Genomic DNA, 16,351 nt, shown 5'->3' with positions numbered 1-16,351 from the left:
ATGTCTGCCGTGAAAAACCGCAAGGAGGCTCTCCAGGCCGCCCTGAGCTGCTTGGATGAAACCTCCCTCCTCGATCTGACGCGCAAGCTGATTGCCATACCCAGTCATCATGGCCTGGAGAACCCGGAAAGGGAAATGGCCGCCTATCTGGAGCGATTTCTTGCGGAGGCGGGATTAACGGTGTGTCGGCGTCTGACGGCCGGCGGCCGCTTTAACGTCATCGCCACGTTGGGGAAGAACCGCTCTCCCGAAAAGACGCTCATGCTCAACGGTCACATGGACACCGTCGGCGTGGAGAACATGAAAGGTGATCCCTTTTCGGGAGAGATCGTGGACGGAAAAATTTTCGGGCGGGGATCGGTCGACATGAAAGCGGCGCTTGCTTCGATGATTCATGCCGTTCTGGCCGTTAAAGAGGCGGGGATTCCCCTCGAAGGGCAGGTCGTCTTTGCCGGCGTCGCCGACGAGGAGCTTTGGAACGCGGGGACTCGCGATCTCGTGGCTCGGGGCCCCCGGACGAAATATGCGATCGTCGGCGAACCGACCGGATTGAGAATCGATCACGGCCATCGTGCCCTCGAATGGATCGAGATCGTCATCAGGGGGAGGGCGGCTCACGGAGGGACGCCCGAGCGGGGCGTCAATGCCATCGAAAAGGCCGGAAAGCTTCTCCGCATTCTCTGTGACGAGCTGCTGCCTGCCATCAATGAGCGGACTCACCCGATCACCGGCCCTTCGACGTTGAATCTGGGCCAGATTTTCGGAGGCACCCAGCCGAGCACCGTTGCCGGAGAGTGTGTGATCCGCCTCGACAGGCGCTGGATACCGGGAGAATCGACGGAGTCCGTTTTGGACGAACTCCGCGAGATCATCCGTCGCCTCAGAGAGGATGACCCCGACTACGACGGCGACGTCCGCAACATGAGAGACATGGCGATGAACACGGTGGGACAGCCTCCCCTGCTGACGGCGCCCGATTCCCCTCTGGTCAGGCGCCTCTCCGAGGCCCTCTCCCGTTTCGGCCCATCGCCTCGGCTGGGGGCCTTCCCGGGGTGGACCGACGGAGGCATTCTCAGCTCCGCCGGGGGCATCGAAACCGTTGTCTTCGGGCCGGGCGACCTTAGCGTCGCCCATAGCGACAGGGAGTTCTGCCCCGTTGACGAGGTCATCCGAAGCTGCCCCGTCTATATTTCGACCCTTCTCGATCTTTGCCTGTAGATCGGGAAAAACGTGTTGGGCCTTCTGGCACGACGCTCAGTCCAGGCCCAGCCGCCGCCGCGTCGCCTCCGTCGGAACGCCCTTGGCGTCCCAGCCCCGGGCCTCGTAGTAGTCGGCGAGCATCCTCTCGTAGTCGGCGATGGCGCAGCGCTCCTCTCCGGAGTAGCGGCCGAAGGAGGGGACCTGCCGCACCCGGTCGGGGAGGCGGTCGTCGTCGGCGGTGAGGCCCTCGCGGAGGTTGAAGAGGCGCTGGAGGGTGTTGACCCGCTCGCCTGCCAGAAGAAGCTCCGAAGCCGTCACATCCCACCCCGTGGCGGCCCCGATCATCTCGGCGAAGTCGTCGAGTTCGAGGCCGCAGTAGCCGTAGAACTTGCAGGTGGCGAACATCTCAAAGAGGGTGCCGTAATCCTGAAGCCTGGCCGCAATCGCTCCTTTGCCCTCCTCGTCCCAGGGATGGACCGTCTCGGGATCGGGGAGTCCGTAGGCGGTGAGGCCGAAACTCTGCTTGTCGCAGTCGAAGGCCTTGGCCTCGATGGGGTGGATGTGGCACATGCCCCTGTTGTTGGTGCCGTAGGTCAAGGCCAGGAGCTTGCCCGACCGGGGATCGTGGGCGGGCCCCTCCAGGCCCTTGACGTGGACGGCGGCCTCCAAAGCGTCGGGACCGAGCCTTTGCGCCGCGGCGCGGACGCCGAGGCTGAGGAGCTCTCCCAGCCCTTCCCGGCGGGCGATGGCCTCGACGAGGCGGGGCAGGACGGAGCCGTTGCCCCAAAAGAGGTCCAATCCCTCGATGAGGGACTCATCGAGGAGCCCCTTTTCGCGGCACTCCATGGCGAAGGCGATGACGGCGCCGCAGGAGATCGTGTCCAGGCCGTACTCGTTGCAGAGGTAGGAGGCCCGGATGGCGGCGTCGACGTCGGTGCCGTCGACGAAGGCCGTGAAGGCGCTGACCGACTCGTATTCGCCCCCGTCGTGGAGGGGGGTCTCGAAGGGCCCGTCGGGGACGAGGACCTTGCGGCCGCACCGTACGGGGCAGCCGCGGTAGCAGCCGACGGCCTTCCTGAAGTTGCGGCCGTAGTAGCTGTCGAAGATGGACTGGCCCTTTCCTGAGCTGTTGGACAGCCAGTTCCTGCTGGGGAAGTCGCCCGAGGCGTCGCTGTAGGGCATGCCGCCCATGGTGCCGTGGCGGGTGAACTCGGGCGACGTCGGGTGGGCTCTCACCTTGGCCTGGGCCTTGCGGATCGCCGACGCCCACCGTCCCGGGCTGGCCTTGGCGAGGCTTCCCCTTCCCCGGATGGCCAGAGCCAGAAGGTTCTTGCTTCCCATGACGGCCCCCATGCCGCACCGCCCGGCGGCCCGATGGCCGCACATGACGGCGGCGAAGGGAACGAGCCTCTCGCCGGCCTCGCCGATGGAGAGGATCTCGAAACCCTCGCCCAGCTTCGAGGCGAGGACCGCCTCGCGCCGGGAAGTGGTCATCCCCTTCAGCATCGCCGCGTCGATGATTTCGATGCGGTCGTCGTCGATGACGAGAGCCGACGGCCTGGCGGCTCTCCCCCTGATGACGGCGATGTCCACGCCGGCCTTTCTCAGGGCGATGCCGGCGTCCGTGCCGAGGCGCGACTCCGACCAGGCCCCGGTCTGGGGCGATTTGCCGCAGATCTCCAGGCTGCCGCCGCCGGGAACGGCCGGGTCCGTGAGAGGCCCCGTGGCGATGATCAGAAGCGCCTCCGGGGCGAGGGGATCGAGGCCCGGGGCCTGTTCGTCGTAAAGGATGGAACAGGCCGTGCCCACGCCGCCGATCTGGGGACGGAGCGAGGCTCCGTCGAGAGTTTTCCTGCCGGTCGAGCCGTCGCCGAGATCGACGTCAAGGCGGACAGCTCCGTAACTCTTTGCTGCCATCACTGCCACCTCCCCTTGCGGGAGTCTTTCCCCCTTGAAACAGGGGGGGCCGAAGCCCCCCCACCAGAATCACCAGCTGCCCTGACGGGAAGGAGCTAACTGCCGATCAGCCCCACGCTGACGAGGTAATCGCGGGCGATGTCCTCGGGCTCTTCGCCGTCATCGAAACGGCTGTTCATCTTGGCCATCGTCTCTTCGTCGATGGTGCCGCTCAGCTTCTCGAGGATATCCAGGACCTTGGGGTACTTCTCGAGGAACTTCATGTCGATGACGTAGCCGGCGCTGTAGTCTGGGAAGAACTCTTTGTCGTCTTCGAGCATGACCAGATCCATCTTGGGGATGCGGGAATCCGTCGAGTAGGCGGGAATGACGTCCACTTCCTTGTTTGCGATGGCCCGGTACATGATGGAGTACTGCATGGGCAGGATGTCCTTGAATTTGATGCCGTAGAGCTCGGACCAGCCGGGATAGGCGTCGGGACGGGTGTCGAAGTTCTCGTCACAGCCGAGTTTCCAGTCGGCGGCGTAAGGGGCCAGGTCGGAGGCCTTCTTGAGGTTGTACTTCTCGGCCGTCTCGCGGCGCACGGTCATGACGTAGGTGTTGTTGAAACCCAGGGGCTTGGCCCAGGTGAAGCCGAAATGTTCCTCGAAGCCCTCCTTGACGCGGCGGAAGGTCTCCTCGCCGGAGAGATTGGGGCCCTCGTAGCGGAGGATGCCCGTGAGCTGCGTCCCCGTCCAGGAGACGTAGACATCGAGCTCACCGGCGACCATGGCCTGGTGGACCACCGAGGAGGCGGCGAATTCGGTGATCATCTCAGGCTTGAGGCCGGTGTGTTCCTCGATGAGAAGGCCGGCGATCCAGGCCAGGACGATGGCCTCGTTGACGGTCTGGGCGCCGACGCGCACCTTGCCCTTGTAGTTCATGGGATCGTCGTCGGCATAGGCCGCCGTCAGCGGTGCGGCACAGATGACCAGGGCCAGAGTCACCGAAAGCAGCACCGTAACCCATCGTTGTGTTCCGTTCTTCATGAAACATCCTCTCCTTTCGTCTTGTCGACGTCGGACGGACTCTCGGAGGCCGCCTCTTCATTTTCTTCCGTTTCGTCGGCCAGGACCGTCTCGTCCTGGTCGCTGTCCCAGGGCTTGTCCGGCTCGAGGGGCCCCAGCTGGGCGAGGCGCTTGGCCCTCGTTTCAGGGCTGTAATAGTTCTCCAGCATCTTGAGGCACTGATCGGCGAGGAGAGCCAGGATCGTCGCCGGGATGGCGCCGGCCAGGATGACTTCGTTGCGGATCGAGGCAAGCCCCGAGAAGATGAGCCGTCCCAGTCCGCCGCCGCCGATGGCCGCGGCCAGGGTGGCCGTGCCGATGACCCAGACGGTGGCGACGCGGATGCCCGCGATCAAAACGGGACGGGCCAGAGGCAGCTGAACCTTGAGGAGGATCTGCCGTTCCGTCATGCCCATGCCTCGGGCGGCCTGGATCAGCGAGGGGGGGACGTTCCTGAGCCCCGTGTAGGTGTTCTGGATCACGGGCAACATGGCGTAGAGGACGAGGGCGGCAATGGCGTTGTCGTTGCCGATGCCGAAGACGAAGATCAGAAAACCCAGCAGGGCCAGGCTCGGGATGGTCTGGAAGACGTTGGCCAGGCCGATCACGTAGGGGGCCAGCTTCTCGTGTCGCGTCAGGTAGATGCCCAGGGGGATGCAGATGGCGAGGGTGATGGCCAGGGCCGCGGTTGAGATGTAGAGATGCTGCCAGGTCAGGGTGAGGATGCGCGGGTAGGACCGGGCCACGAAGGTGAAGAAGAGCTCCCAGAGGCTTTTCTGCGTCATCGCTTCGTCCCTCCCTTGCGGCAGAGGCGTCCGATGGCCAGCCGGGCGATGCTCGAGGAGTCGACGATGCCCAGGAGGTGCCCCTTGCCGTCGAGGACGGGAACGGGCAGATCCATGTCGGCCAGCATGGCTGCGGCATCGCTGATGGTCGCCTCTTCGATGTTCAGATGGCGGTCCTTGCGGACGGCCCGGGCGATGGTGCCTCCGTCGCGGGCCAGGGCCTTGGCCCTCCTGGGAACGACCATGCCGATCCACTTGCCCTTGTCGTCGACGACCTGTCCCGTGTCGAGGTTGAGGTCCTCCATCCGACTCAGGACGTCGGCGGCCTTTTCCGTCGCCTGAACGCGAAGGTAGGGGTCCTGGACGAGGCTTTCGATTCCCATGTCGGGCGTGATCTGGGCCAGGCGGTCCTCGCCGAGGAAGGTGCGGACGAAGTCGTTGACGGGGTTTGTCTGAATCTCGACGGGGGAGCCCATCTGTTCCACCTTGCCCCGCCGCATGAGGATGACCCTGTCGGCCATCTTGAGGGCCTCGTTCATGTCGTGGGTGACGAAGACGATCGTCTTTTTGACCGATTTCTGCATCTCCAGAAGCTCCGTCTGGAGCCTGTCGCGGCTCAGGGGGTCGAGGGCGCCGAAGGGCTCGTCCATGAGGATGACGTCGGGATCGGCGGCCAGGGCGCGGAGGACGCCGATGCGCTGTTTCTGCCCCCCCGAGAGCTGTTCCGGCAGGCGGTAGCGGTACTTCTTGGGCTCCAGGCCGGCCATGGCCAGAAGCTCGTCGACGCGGTCATCGATCTTGGTCTTCTTCCAGCCCAGAAGGCGGGGGACGGTGGCGATGTTCTCACCCACCGAGAGGTGGGGCATGAGGGCGATGTCCTGGACGACGTAGCCGATGTTGCGGCGCAGCGTCACGGGATCGACGTCCTGGATGTCCCTGCCGTCGACGAGGATCCGTCCTTCCGTGCACTCCTCGAGGCGGTTGACCATCTTCAGGCTCGTCGTCTTGCCGCAGCCCGACGGTCCGATGAGAACGGCGAATTCGCCTTTGGCGATGGAAAGATCGAGAGAGTCTACGGCGCGGGTCCCGTCTTCGTAGACCTTGCTGACGGCTTCAAACTCAACCATGGTGCCTCACCCCTTTGCGGAAGTCGTCGAGAACATCGCCGAAAAGGGAGGCGAAGCGCCTCGTCTCTTCGGTGGTGCCGATGCTGACCCTAATGGCCCGATCGAAACCCCAGCCCTCGCAGGACCGGACGATGACGCCCCGCTCGAGAAGGGCCCGGGAGAGTTCGGACGCGCTGTAAGGCGTCTCGAAGAAGAGGAAGTTCGTCTGGGAGGGAACGACGGTGCAGCCTCGTCGTGCAAGCTCGGCGGCGAGCCAGGCCCGGTCGGCGAGGATCGCGGCCAGGGCCCTCTCGTAGGAGGGCCGGCCCTCGACGAGGGCCGCCTTCGCCCCGGCCAGGCCGATGCGGTTGGCGTTGAAGGGCTCGCTGACGGTGTCGATGACGGTCACCATTTCGGGCCGGGCCATGGCATAGCCGAGGCGGGCACCGGCCAGTCCCCAGGCCTTGGAGAAGGTCCGCACGGCGATGACGTTCCGTCCCTCGGCGATGAGGCGCCTCCTGTCGGGAAGAAGGGAGGGATCGGCGAACTCGGCGTAGGCCTCGTCGAGGACGAGCCAGACCTTCTCGGGCAGGCCCTCGACGAGTTCTTCCAGGGCCCTGCCGTCGCAGACCGTCCCCGTGGGGTTGTTGGGATTGGCGAGCCAGATCAGTTTCGTCCGGGGTCCGACGGCACGGCGGAGGGCCTCCACGTCGGCCCGGAAGTCGGCCGTCAGGGGGACGGTCCGGGGAAGGCCGCCCATGAGGCGGGTGATCTCCAGATAGAGACTGTACGTCGCCGCAGGGAGCAGGACCTCGTCGCCGGCTTCGATGAAGCACTTGCCCATCGTCTGGAGCATGCCCTCGGCCCCGTGGGAGAGGGCGAAGCACTCCGGAGGCAGCCCCTGGAGGTCGCTCAGGAGGGTCTTGATGCGCTGAAAGGAGACGTCGGGGTAGCGGTTGAGGTGGGGCAGCTCCTTTTCCATGGCCCGCAGCGATTCGGGGAAGGGGCCGTAGGGGTTCTCGTTGGATCCGAGCTTGATGATCGTCTCCAGGCCCAGCTCCCGGCGGACCTCCTCGACGGTCTTGCCCGCCACGTAGGGCTCGACGGATCGGACCGGTTCGCGCAGTCCCCCGAGGGTCATCGTCCCTGCCCTCCCGATCGGTAGTCGATGAGCGTCGTTTTCCCCGAGGCCAGGGCCTGGCTCAGGGCCGTCTCCAGCTCCCGGGGCGAGAAGAGGACCGAGGCGTCGACGCCGTAGGCCCGGGCCAGGGCGGGAAGATCGGGAAGGCTCTGGTCGACGGCGAGGGTCCGCCCTCTGTGGCGAAGCTCCTCGTTGCGGCGGATCTCGCCGAAACCCCCGTCGTTCCAGATGACGATGACGAGGGGAAGGCGGGATTCGACGGCCAGAGCCAGCTCGGGCAGGGTGAACTGGAACCCGCCGTCGCCGCAGAGGACGACGAGAGGTCTCTGCCTGTCGGCGGCGCGGGCTCCCAGGGCGGCGGGCAGGGCCCAGCCGAGGGTGCCGAAGCCGACGGGGTGGAAGAAGAGGCCGGCCTCGGCGACGGGAAATTCGCTGAGGGCCATGTAGGCCGGCGTCGTCATGTCGGCGAAGAGGACGCCTTCCCGGGGCAGGCCCCGGCGGAGGGCCCGCAGAAAGGACCGGACCTCGTCGGCCAGGGGGCCCAGACCCGTCACGGAAGGCAGGGAGGAGCGGGCCTCGTCGAGAAGGCGCCGGACCGTCCTTCCCCGCTCCTCGACGGAGTAGGGTCGGCGTTCCAGTGCCGCGGCGAGGGCCCCGACGACGAGATCGCCGTCGGCGGCGAGGGCCACGTCGGCTTGGGGCGAGGCGGTGAAGTGGGAGGGATCGACGTCGACGCGGATCACCTTCCCCCTCGGCCTGAGGGGGTTTTCCCACAGGTCGGTCGGCGACAGCTCGGAACCGACGACGACGAGGACGTCGACCGATTCGAGAAAGGTCCGGACCGGAGCCAGATGGAGGGTCGTTCCGAGGCTGAGGGGATGACCCTCGTCGAGAATGCCCTTGCCGGCGCAGGTCGTCGCCAGAGGGGCGCCGAGCTTCTCGACGAGCTCCGTCAGGGATCGGGCGTGACGGGCCCCGCCTCCGGCGACGAAGGCCGCCTGAGGGGCCTCGCGGAGAAGGGAGAGGGCCTCGTCGAAAGGCTCCTGCGGCAGGAGGGGGGCGGAAGGACGTCGAGGAGGCCGGGGATCGTCGAAGGAGCCCCTCTGAGCCAGAAGATCGAGAGGGATCTGGACGTGGACGGGGCCGGGACGGCCCTGACGGCAGAGCGTCCAGCCCCTCTCGATGGCCGGGGCGATGTCGGCGGCCTCCGTCACGGCCAGGCTCTCCTTGCAGACGCTCCGGGCCATTCCCTGGCCGTCGCGCAGCTCGTGCAGAAAGCCCCGGCGGCTTTTGCCGTAGGCCCGGGGAACGTCGCTGGAGAGGAGGAGGAGGGGGACGGAGTCGTGAAAGGCCTGGCCGAGAGGGGTGAGGGCGTTCGTGAGCCCCGGTCCGCCGATGACGAGGGCCACTCCCGGCTCTCCCGTCATGCGGCCGTAGCCGTCGGCGGCGAAGGCGGCGCCCTGTTCGTGTCGTGTCGTGAGGACTTCGATGGGGGAGTCGAGAAGGGCGTCGTAGAGGTCGAGGTTGTGGATGCCGGGGATGCCGAAAAGGGTCTTCACGCCGAGAATTTCGAGGGTTTTGACGGCCTGTGCCGCTCCTGTTCGTACGTTCATTCCATCACCTTTCCTTGTGCGGATCGAATGGGCATGACACAGCCGTCGGCGGGCTGCCGACGGGCGGAATCTGAGGCGAGAGGACGACGGACGGAGAAGGTTCTCCGAACGGGGTGCGAAGGGAGCTTCCGAAAGAGGTGACGAAGAGAGGGGCCGGCCCCAGGCGCGGCCCCTCGAGGAGACCAGAGTTCGATGGTGGAAAAAGATCTACAAGCTTAATTCTAGCGAAAGGCTCTCCCTATGTCAAGGCCTGTCATCCAAAAGTAAGGGGAGAGGTCGCCTCTCGTCAGCGCAGGGCGCCGACGAGGCCCGTCGTGGTTCCGTAGAGGAGCGTTCCCTTCCAGAGGACGGGACCGGCGACGATTTCGGCGCCGGCATCGTAGCTCCAGAGCTCCTGGCCCGAGGCGACGTGGAGGGCGTGGATGCGGCCGTCGGCTCCGCCGAAGTAGACCCGGTCGCCTTCGACGGCCGGATCGGAGAGGATGGCCCCGTCGGCGGCGAAGCGCCAGAGGATGTTGCCCTTGGCCGCGATGTCCAGGGCGTAGAGGCCGCCGTCGTAGGTGCCGAAGAAGGCCCTGTTCCCCGAGAGGGCGATGGCCGTCGAGATGCCGCTGTCGACGCAGGCCTGCCAGAGGGGGATGACCTTGAAGACCTGGACGGCGTAGAGACAGCCGCCGTTGCCGCCGAAGTAGACGATGCCGTCGCGGTACGAGGCCGACACGTCGAGGGGACCTCCCGTGGAGCTGCCCCAGCGCTCTTTTCCCGTTGCGGCCTCGAGGGCCGAGAAGCGTCCCCCGTGGCCGCCGACGAAGACCAGGTCTCCCGCGGGAAGGGGAGAGGCCGAGAACCAGCGGTCGGAGCCGAAGCTCCAGAGAGGTTTCCCGGACGAAGCGTTGAGGGCCATGACGGTCCCGCCAAGGTCGCCGATGTAGACGACGCCGCCGACGACGGCGGGCGAGGCGCGGAAGGACCAGTCTCCGCCGTAGCGCCACAGTTCCCGCCCGTCGGCGGCATTGAGGCAGAAGACGGCCCCCGAATCGGTGCCGACGAAGAGCTTCCCGTCGGCGAAGGCCGGCGAGGCCGAGACGGAGCCGCCGACGGAGACGGACCAAAAGGGGCGTCCCGTGGCGGCCTCGAGGGCGTAGACGCGCCCTCCCTGGCTGCCGACGTAGAGGGTCGAACCGACGACGATGGGCGAGGCCGTGACGCCTCCCTCGGCGTTGAAGGTCCAGGCCGACTCGCCCCGGACGACGCCTCCCGGGGCGAAGACGGCGCTGCGGCCCTTGTCGGCGCGGTAGCCGACTTCCAGGGCCGAGGCGGCCGCGACGGCGAAAAGCGAAAAGAGGAGCGCGACGAGGACGGTTCCGAACGTTTTCTTCACAGGGGACACCTCCTTGAAAGATGGCCGTTTCTGGTGACGTTTCCCTTTCCCTTTCCCGGCGGCGTGTCGAGGGGAGCGATTCCGCCGCCGCAGGGCTCGAAGAGGACGACCGATCCCGAGAACCCTTTGACGAGACGCCGTCGCGCCTCGTCGGCCGACGGCCGGTCCCGGAAGAGAAGGGCCGAGGCCGTCCCCGAATGGGCAAGGGCGATGCCGAGCGCTCCCGGCCAGCGCAGCCCCTCCTCGAGCAGGGGCCATTCGGGCCTGGGGAGCAGCCCGTTCTGGGTCCGAGCCGAGAGGGTGGCCCCTCGGGCGACGAGGGCTCCGTCTCCCTCGAAGAGTCCCCGGCGCAGCCAGGAGTAGGCCCTGAGGTGCTCCGGCGCCCGATCGCGGACCCTTTTCAGGAAGGCGGGATCGCGGCGGTACGCCTCTGTGTCGAGGCTCCGGGGAGGGATGAGGGCCAGAAGGCTCAGGGGGGGCGGCGGCGGCAGACGCTCGATGAGCCGTCCCCTCAGGTGGTCGACGAGAGCCAGGCCGGGAAAGAGGATGCCGTCGGAGGGCTCGACGGAGCAGGCCAGGGAGAAGATCTCCTCCTCGCCCCAGGGAGGGGAGGCGAGGCGCGAGGCCGCCGCCAGGATGCCGCAGACGTCGACCGTCGACGAGGCCAGTCCCTTGCCGACGGGGAGAGGGTTGTCGATCCGGGCGCCCAGCCCGGGCCGGTCCAGGCGGCGCCGGGCAACGGCCAGGGCCGAGGCCGCCTTGGCCGGAAGGGGGTCGTCGAGGTCCTCTCCGACGGAGACGCGCCCCCGCCAGGGGACGACGAGGCTGACCAGAGCCTCCCCGTCGGGCAAGATCCACCCCTGGACCCATTCGCCGACCGTTCCGGCCAGCGCGACGGAGGCTTCGCTCATCGCCGGAAGCGGGCGACGACGACGGTGTGATCGGAGGGCCTCTCCCAGCTCCGCGGTTCCCTGTCGACGAAGGCGTCGACGGAGGTATCGGCCAGGTCGGCCGAGGCCAGGATGTGGTCGATGCGCCAGCCGATGTTGCGCCCCAGGGCGTTTTTGACGCGGTAGTCCCAGAAGGAGAACTCGCCCTCGCCGGGGCGGTGCTTGCGGAAGACGTCGACGAAACGGCCGTCGACGACGGCGGCGAAGGCCTCCCGGATGGAGGCGTGGAAGCAGACGTGATCCCCTTTGGTGGAGGCGTTGGTCACGTCGGATTCGGTGGGCGCCACGTTGAGGTCGCCCACCCAGAGATTCTGGGCGCCGCGGGACGTCTCCCTGTCGAAGAGGGTCGCCAGACGCCGAAGGAAACGCTTTTTGTACTCGAAGTCGGGGTGGTCGAGGCTCTTCCCCTGGGGGACGTAGGTGTTGACGACGGTCATGGCGCCCCAGCGGGCGCCGATGAGGCGCGGTCCGTCGTCGGGTTCGAGGCCGTCGCCGAATCCGTGGAAGACGTCGTCGAAAGGGAGGCGAGAGGCCAGGGCGACGCCGCTGTAGGCCTTCTGGCCCCGGAAGGCGACGTGGTAGCCCCTGTCGGAGAAGAAGGGGAGGGGGAAGTCGTCGTCGACGACCTTCGTCTCCTGAAGGGCCAAAACGTCGACGGGGTTCGCCGAAAGCCAGCGCTCCAGGACGGGGAGCCGGGAGCGGACGGAATTGACGTTGAAGGTCGCCACGGAGAAAAGGGCCATAAAAATCCGCCTCCTTGCTTGGGAGAAAAATCTGCCGCGAGGGGATAACGGGGTGCTCTATTCCGACTATAATAAAATGTCCCTCGCGTTCCGAAAGGGTTTTGCCCACGTCTCGACAGGGGAGCGAATCGCGTGAAGGAAAGGACGAATCTGCTTTTCTGGCTGACCATCGCCCTGGGGCTGATCGCCGTCGGCGTTCTCGGCCTCCGCCTGCTGGCCGATCTCCCCTGGATCGACGCCCTTTTCTACATCGTCACCACCCTGGCCACGGTGGGCTATGAGGCCCCGCCCTATCTGACGCCCGAGGCCAAGGTCTTTCTCACATTTTACATCATCGCCGCCGTGGGCACCGTCGGCGTCATCGTGGGGAGGCTCGTCCAGACGATCGTCGTCGACAGGATGCGCCAGGTTCTGGGAAAACGGAGGGATAACGGGTTGGAACGTCTCAACGACCACTGGATCGTCTGCGGTCTCGGCCGGGTGGGGCTCCAGGTGGCGGAGCAGATCGCCGCCGCCGGTCAGAGTCTCGTCGTCATCGAACGCGACGCCGAGCGGATCGCCTCTCTCCCCTCCGACCGGTGGCCCGTCCTCGTCGGCGACGCGACGGGCGAGGAGATCCTCGCCAAGGCGGGGATCCACCGCGCCCGGGGGCTGGTGGCGGCCCTCTCGGCCGACGCCGACAACGTCTATGTCACCCTTTCGGCCAAGGCCCTCAAGGCGGACCTGCGCATCGTCGTCCGCGCCAGCGACGCCCAGGCCGTCAACGCCCTCTACCGGGCCGGCGCCGACAAGGTCATCAATCCCGTCCGGGCCGGTGCCGTCGCCCTGGCGCGGGCCGCCCTGAGCCCGGCCGTGGCCGATTTCTTCGAACTCATCAACCTCTCCCGCGAACTGGACCTCGATTTCGAATCCTTCCGCGTCGTCGACGGCAGTTCCCTGGAGGGGCTCGCCCTGAAGGAGGCCCCTCTCCGCTCGCGCTACAACGCCATCGTCGTCGCCATCCACGGCGTCGACGGAAGCGTCGCCTACAACCCCTCGGGGGAGAAACGGATCGAAGGGGGAGACGAGCTCATCCTGTTGGCGCCTCGAACGGCCATGGCCGCCTTGAGGCGCGATTTTCTGCTGCCCCGTTCCGATCCTTCGACGACGTGATCAAGGAGGCCCTGTGATGACGGAGAGACTGGAGAGAACCGTCTTTGCCAGACTGGAGGCTATGGGAGACGTGCCCCTGCTCTGGTGGAAGGGGGAGTGGTGGTCCGTTCCCCGCTTCCTCGATCGGACGCGCTCGTGCATCGAGACCCTGGAGCGGGGAGGCTTCGGAGAGGGGCAACGCCTGGCCTTCATGGTGCCCAACTCCCCTCTGAGTCTTTCCCTCTCCCTGGCCGCCTGGAGTCTGGGCGGCTCCGTGGCCCCCCTCAATCCCCTGGGAGGGGGCGATCTCCTCCTCTCGACGCTGAAGACGCTCGAGCCGTCGCTTCTCGTCCTCCCCGACTCGGCCGATCAGGCGTCCCTTTCCGCCTCTTCGGGTCTCCCCGTCGCCCTGGCTTCCCTCGAAGGGCTCCTGCCGCCGATGACCTGCCGCGGAGGGCGCCGGGGCGCCCCCTCCCTGGCCGTGACCTATTCCACGTCGGGCACGACGGGACGTCCCAAGATCGTCCCCTTGAGCCACGCCAACCTTCTCGACAACGTCGGAACGGCCCTGGCCTTCATCACCGCCCTCGGTCCCGACGAGACGATTCTCAACGCCCTGCCCAACTTTCACGCCTTCGGCTTCGGCCTCTGTTCCGTTCTTCCCCTCGTCGCCGGCTACAGACAGATCGTCCTCCCCTCCTTTCTCCCCGTCGCCGACGCCCTCGACGCCCTCGATGCCGCCCAGGGCACCGTCGTCCTCGCCGTGCCGACGATGATCTCCCTTCTCTGCGCCGCCGCGGCCCGGACCGGTCGGGCGCCGAAAAGCCTTCGGACCCTCCTCGTCGGCGGCGACAAGGTTCCCCTGGGCCTGGACGAGAAGGCCCGGACCCATCTGGGTCTGCCCATTCTCGAGGGGTACGGCCTCACCGAGTGCTCTCCCCTCGTCGCCGTCAACCGCAGCTACGCCACCCGTCGCCTGGGAACGGTGGGACCCGTCATTCCCGGCTACGTCTACGAGGTCCGAGACGACGAGGGCCGGGTCCTTCCCGAGGGGAGCGAGGGCGTCCTCTGGCTGAAGGGGCCTTCCATCACGGAAGGCTACTGCGACAATCCCGAGACGACGGAGCAGCGCTTCCGCGACGGCTGGTTCGACACGGGCGACGTGGTCCGCCTCGACGACGGCTGCCTGACCCTTCTCGATCGGGCCACGGACCTGATCATCGTCGGCGGCTTCAACGTCTACCCTCAGGAGGTCGAGTCGGTGCTCCTCCAGCACCCCGCCGTCCGGGAGGTCTCCGTCATCGGCAGTCCCAACGCCACCAGCGGCGAGGTGCCCAAGGCCTTCGTCGTCCTCCAGGAGGGGATGGATCCTCCCGGGGAGAGGGAGCTGCTCCGCTTCTGCCGGGAGAGGCTGGCCCACTTCAAGACGCCCCGGAAGATCGCCTTCGTCGGCGAGCTGCCCCGATCGCCTCTGGGCAAGGTCCTGCGCCGCGTCCTGCGCGACGAGGAGCGCCGGCGCGCCGAGCGGGGCAGAGGCTGATCGCTTTTGTCGGAAGGGGTCACGACGAGTACAATGGGCTCAAGCTCACCGCAAACGGAGGAAAAGGCCATGGAAGAACGGACGCAACAGGGAGGCAGCTTCATCGAACAGATCATCCGCGACGACCTCCAGTCGGGACGGGTCTCGAAGGTCGTCACCCGCTTCCCGCCCGAGCCCAACGGTTACCTGCACATCGGACACGCCAAGTCGATCTGCCTCAACTTCGGTCTGGCCGAGCAGTTCGGCGGCGACTGCAACCTGCGCTTCGACGACACCAACCCCGCCAAGGAAGAGACGGAGTACGTCGAATCGATCAAGCGCGACGTGAGCTGGCTCGGATTCCGCTGGGCCCACCTGCGTTTCGCCTCGGACTACTTCGAGTCCTTTCACCGCTGGGCCCTGGAGCTGATCGAGGCGGGCCGGGCCTACGTCGACGATCAGGGCCCCGAGGAGATCCGCGCCTCACGGGGGACGCTGACCGAGCCCGGCAGGGAGTCGCCCTGGCGGAACCGCTCCGTCGAGGAGAACCGCGACCTCTTCCGCCGCATGGGCGAGGGCGAGTTCGACGAGGGGAGCCGCGTCCTCCGGGCCAGGATCGACATGGCCCATCCCAACATCAACATGCGCGACCCCGTCCTCTACCGGATCCTGAAGAAGAGCCATCACCGCACGGGCGACCGCTGGTGTCTCTATCCCATGTACGACTTCGCCCACGGCTACGAGGACGCCATCGAAGGGGTGACCCACTCCATCTGCACCCTCGAGTTCGCCGATCACCGGCCCCTCTACGACTGGTTCCTGGAGAACGTCTCCGTCCCCTCCAGGCCCCGTCAGTACGAGTTCGCCCGCCTCAACCTGACCTACACCGTCATGAGCAAGCGCAAGCTCCTCCAGCTCGTGACGGAGAAGATCGTCTCCGGCTGGGACGATCCCCGCATGCCGACGATCAGCGGCCTCCGCCGCCGCGGCTACACCCCTTCGGCGATCCGGCGCTTCTGCGCCGACATCGGCGTCTCCAAGGCCAACAGCCTCGTCGACATCGAATTCCTCCAGTTCTGCATCCGCGAGGAGCTCAACCGCGATGCCGACCGCGTCATGGCCGTCCTGGATCCGCTCAAGGTGGTCATCGAGAACTACCCCGAGGGGCAGATCGAGGAGCTCGAGGCCCTGAACAACCCCGAGGCGGCCGAGGCGACGTACCGCAAGATCCCCTTCGGCCGGGAGATCTTCATCGAGCGCGACGACTTCATGGAGAACCCGCCCAAGAAGTTCTTCCGCCTCTCGCCGGGCAGCGAGGTGCGCCTCAAGCACGCCTACCTCGTCACCTGCACCGACGTGATCCGCGACGGATCGGGCCGGGTCGTCGAGCTTCGCTGCCGCTACGACCCCGAAAGCCGCGGCGGCGAGGCCCCCGACGGACGCAAGGTTAAGGGGACCCTCCACTGGGTCGAGGCCTCTCACGCCCTGGCCGCCGAGGTCCGCCTCTACGACCGGCTCTTCACCCTCCGGGACATGGATTCCATGGAGGAGGGCAAGGACTACCGCGACTATCTCAACGCCGACTCTCTCCGCGTCGTCTCGGCCCTCGTCGAGCCCTCGCTGGGCCAGGCCGGGCCCGGCGAGCGCTTCCAGTTCCTCCGCCACGGCTATTTCATCGTCGACGACGACAGCCGGCCCGAAGCCCTCGTCCTCAACCGCACCGTCTCCCTCAAGGAGAGCTGGAGCAAGGCTCAGCGGAGCTGAGGGACCGACCCCCCGAGGGAGGCCGCCGGGATCGGGCCTCCCCCCGGGGGGCCGT

13 protein-coding genes are annotated in these 16,351 nt (G+C 66.9%); 4 read left to right on the top strand and 9 right to left on the bottom strand.

The features are described 5' to 3' along the window. Positions 1-9 precede the first annotated feature (9 nt). Entirely contained in the window at positions 10-1,218 is a 1,209-nt protein-coding gene (locus KAR29_RS13830; protein WP_274373578.1) for a M20 family metallopeptidase, read from the top strand. 36 nt (positions 1,219-1,254) lie between these two features. Here KAR29_RS13830 and KAR29_RS13825 read toward each other — a convergent pair whose 3' ends face one another. The 9 genes from KAR29_RS13825 to xth all read right to left on the bottom strand — a co-directional run bounded on the left by KAR29_RS13825 (position 1,255) and on the right by xth (position 11,882). Next, positions 1,255-3,117 (bottom strand): aldehyde ferredoxin oxidoreductase family protein, encoded by a 1,863-nt coding sequence (locus KAR29_RS13825; RefSeq protein WP_274373577.1) that lies wholly within the window; start codon positions 3,115-3,117, stop codon positions 1,255-1,257. Positions 3,118-3,212: 95 nt separating this feature from the next. After that, the gene (locus KAR29_RS13820) at positions 3,213-4,145 is read right to left on the bottom strand and encodes a glycine betaine ABC transporter substrate-binding protein (RefSeq protein ID WP_274373576.1); all 933 of its coding nucleotides are present in this window, start codon (positions 4,143-4,145) and stop codon (positions 3,213-3,215) included. Then, on the bottom strand, positions 4,142-4,948 hold the full coding sequence (locus KAR29_RS13815; RefSeq protein ID WP_274373575.1) for an ABC transporter permease: 807 nt from the start codon (positions 4,946-4,948) through the stop codon (positions 4,142-4,144). Before KAR29_RS13815 ends, KAR29_RS13820 begins: the two co-directional genes overlap by 4 nt. Further along, entirely contained in the window at positions 4,945-6,075 is a 1,131-nt protein-coding gene (locus KAR29_RS13810) for an ABC transporter ATP-binding protein (RefSeq protein WP_274373574.1), read from the bottom strand. The genes KAR29_RS13815 and KAR29_RS13810 overlap by 4 nt, the downstream gene beginning before the upstream one ends. Continuing rightward, positions 6,068-7,195 carry a histidinol-phosphate transaminase gene (gene hisC / locus KAR29_RS13805; RefSeq protein ID WP_274373573.1) on the bottom strand — a complete coding sequence of 376 codons (1,128 nt, stop codon included), beginning with the start codon at positions 7,193-7,195 and terminating at the stop codon, positions 6,068-6,070. Before hisC ends, KAR29_RS13810 begins: the two co-directional genes overlap by 8 nt. Continuing rightward, positions 7,192-8,808 (bottom strand): thiamine pyrophosphate-binding protein, encoded by a 1,617-nt coding sequence (locus tag KAR29_RS13800; RefSeq protein WP_274373572.1) that lies wholly within the window; start codon positions 8,806-8,808, stop codon positions 7,192-7,194. Before KAR29_RS13800 ends, hisC begins: the two co-directional genes overlap by 4 nt. Positions 8,809-9,094: 286 nt before the next feature. Next, positions 9,095-10,189: an outer membrane protein assembly factor BamB family protein gene (locus KAR29_RS13795; protein ID WP_274373571.1), complete on the bottom strand. Its 1,095-nt coding sequence runs from the start codon at positions 10,187-10,189 to the stop codon at positions 9,095-9,097. Next, positions 10,186-11,100, bottom strand: a complete 915-nt coding sequence (locus tag KAR29_RS13790; protein WP_274373570.1) for a GHMP family kinase ATP-binding protein — start codon at positions 11,098-11,100, stop codon at positions 10,186-10,188. Before KAR29_RS13790 ends, KAR29_RS13795 begins: the two co-directional genes overlap by 4 nt. Then, entirely contained in the window at positions 11,097-11,882 is a 786-nt protein-coding gene (gene xth, locus KAR29_RS13785; RefSeq protein WP_274373569.1) for an exodeoxyribonuclease III, read from the bottom strand. Before xth ends, KAR29_RS13790 begins: the two co-directional genes overlap by 4 nt. Before the next feature lie 132 nt (positions 11,883-12,014). Here xth and KAR29_RS13780 point away from each other — a divergent pair, with 132 nt between their 5' ends. The 3 genes from KAR29_RS13780 to KAR29_RS13770 all read left to right on the top strand — a co-directional run bounded on the left by KAR29_RS13780 (position 12,015) and on the right by KAR29_RS13770 (position 16,296). Then, on the top strand, positions 12,015-13,034 hold the full coding sequence (locus KAR29_RS13780) for a potassium channel family protein (protein WP_274373568.1): 1,020 nt from the start codon (positions 12,015-12,017) through the stop codon (positions 13,032-13,034). 16 nt (positions 13,035-13,050) lie between these two features. After that, the gene (locus KAR29_RS13775; RefSeq protein WP_274373567.1) at positions 13,051-14,553 is read left to right on the top strand and encodes an AMP-binding protein; all 1,503 of its coding nucleotides are present in this window, start codon (positions 13,051-13,053) and stop codon (positions 14,551-14,553) included. Positions 14,554-14,622: 69 nt separating this feature from the next. Beyond that, positions 14,623-16,296, top strand: a complete 1,674-nt coding sequence (locus KAR29_RS13770; RefSeq protein ID WP_274373566.1) for a glutamine--tRNA ligase/YqeY domain fusion protein — start codon at positions 14,623-14,625, stop codon at positions 16,294-16,296. Positions 16,297-16,351: the final 55 nt, after the last annotated feature.

Origin of the sequence: Aminithiophilus ramosus, assembly GCF_018069705.1 — a bacterium.
In the GTDB taxonomy this organism is placed as follows: Bacteria; Synergistota; Synergistia; order Synergistales; family Aminithiophilaceae; genus Aminithiophilus; species Aminithiophilus ramosus.
The sequence above is the reverse complement of the archived record's forward strand: the minus strand, read 5'-3'. Positions and strand labels throughout refer to the sequence as shown.

Coding starts and splice junctions, on each gene's coding strand:
- KAR29_RS13825 (WP_274373577.1), bottom strand. CDS start 3,117: ATGGCAGCAAAGAGTTACGGAGCTGTCCGCCTTGACGTCGATCTCGGC.
- KAR29_RS13820 (WP_274373576.1), bottom strand. CDS start 4,145: ATGAAGAACGGAACACAACGATGGGTTACGGTGCTGCTTTCGGTGACT.
- KAR29_RS13815 (WP_274373575.1), bottom strand. CDS start 4,948: ATGACGCAGAAAAGCCTCTGGGAGCTCTTCTTCACCTTCGTGGCCCGG.
- KAR29_RS13810 (WP_274373574.1), bottom strand. CDS start 6,075: ATGGTTGAGTTTGAAGCCGTCAGCAAGGTCTACGAAGACGGGACCCGC.
- hisC (WP_274373573.1), bottom strand. CDS start 7,195: ATGACCCTCGGGGGACTGCGCGAACCGGTCCGATCCGTCGAGCCCTAC.
- KAR29_RS13800 (WP_274373572.1), bottom strand. CDS start 8,808: ATGAACGTACGAACAGGAGCGGCACAGGCCGTCAAAACCCTCGAAATT.
- KAR29_RS13790 (WP_274373570.1), bottom strand. CDS start 11,100: ATGAGCGAAGCCTCCGTCGCGCTGGCCGGAACGGTCGGCGAATGGGTC.
- xth (WP_274373569.1), bottom strand. CDS start 11,882: ATGGCCCTTTTCTCCGTGGCGACCTTCAACGTCAATTCCGTCCGCTCC.
- KAR29_RS13775 (WP_274373567.1), top strand. CDS start 13,051: ATGACGGAGAGACTGGAGAGAACCGTCTTTGCCAGACTGGAGGCTATG.
- KAR29_RS13770 (WP_274373566.1), top strand. CDS start 14,623: ATGGAAGAACGGACGCAACAGGGAGGCAGCTTCATCGAACAGATCATC.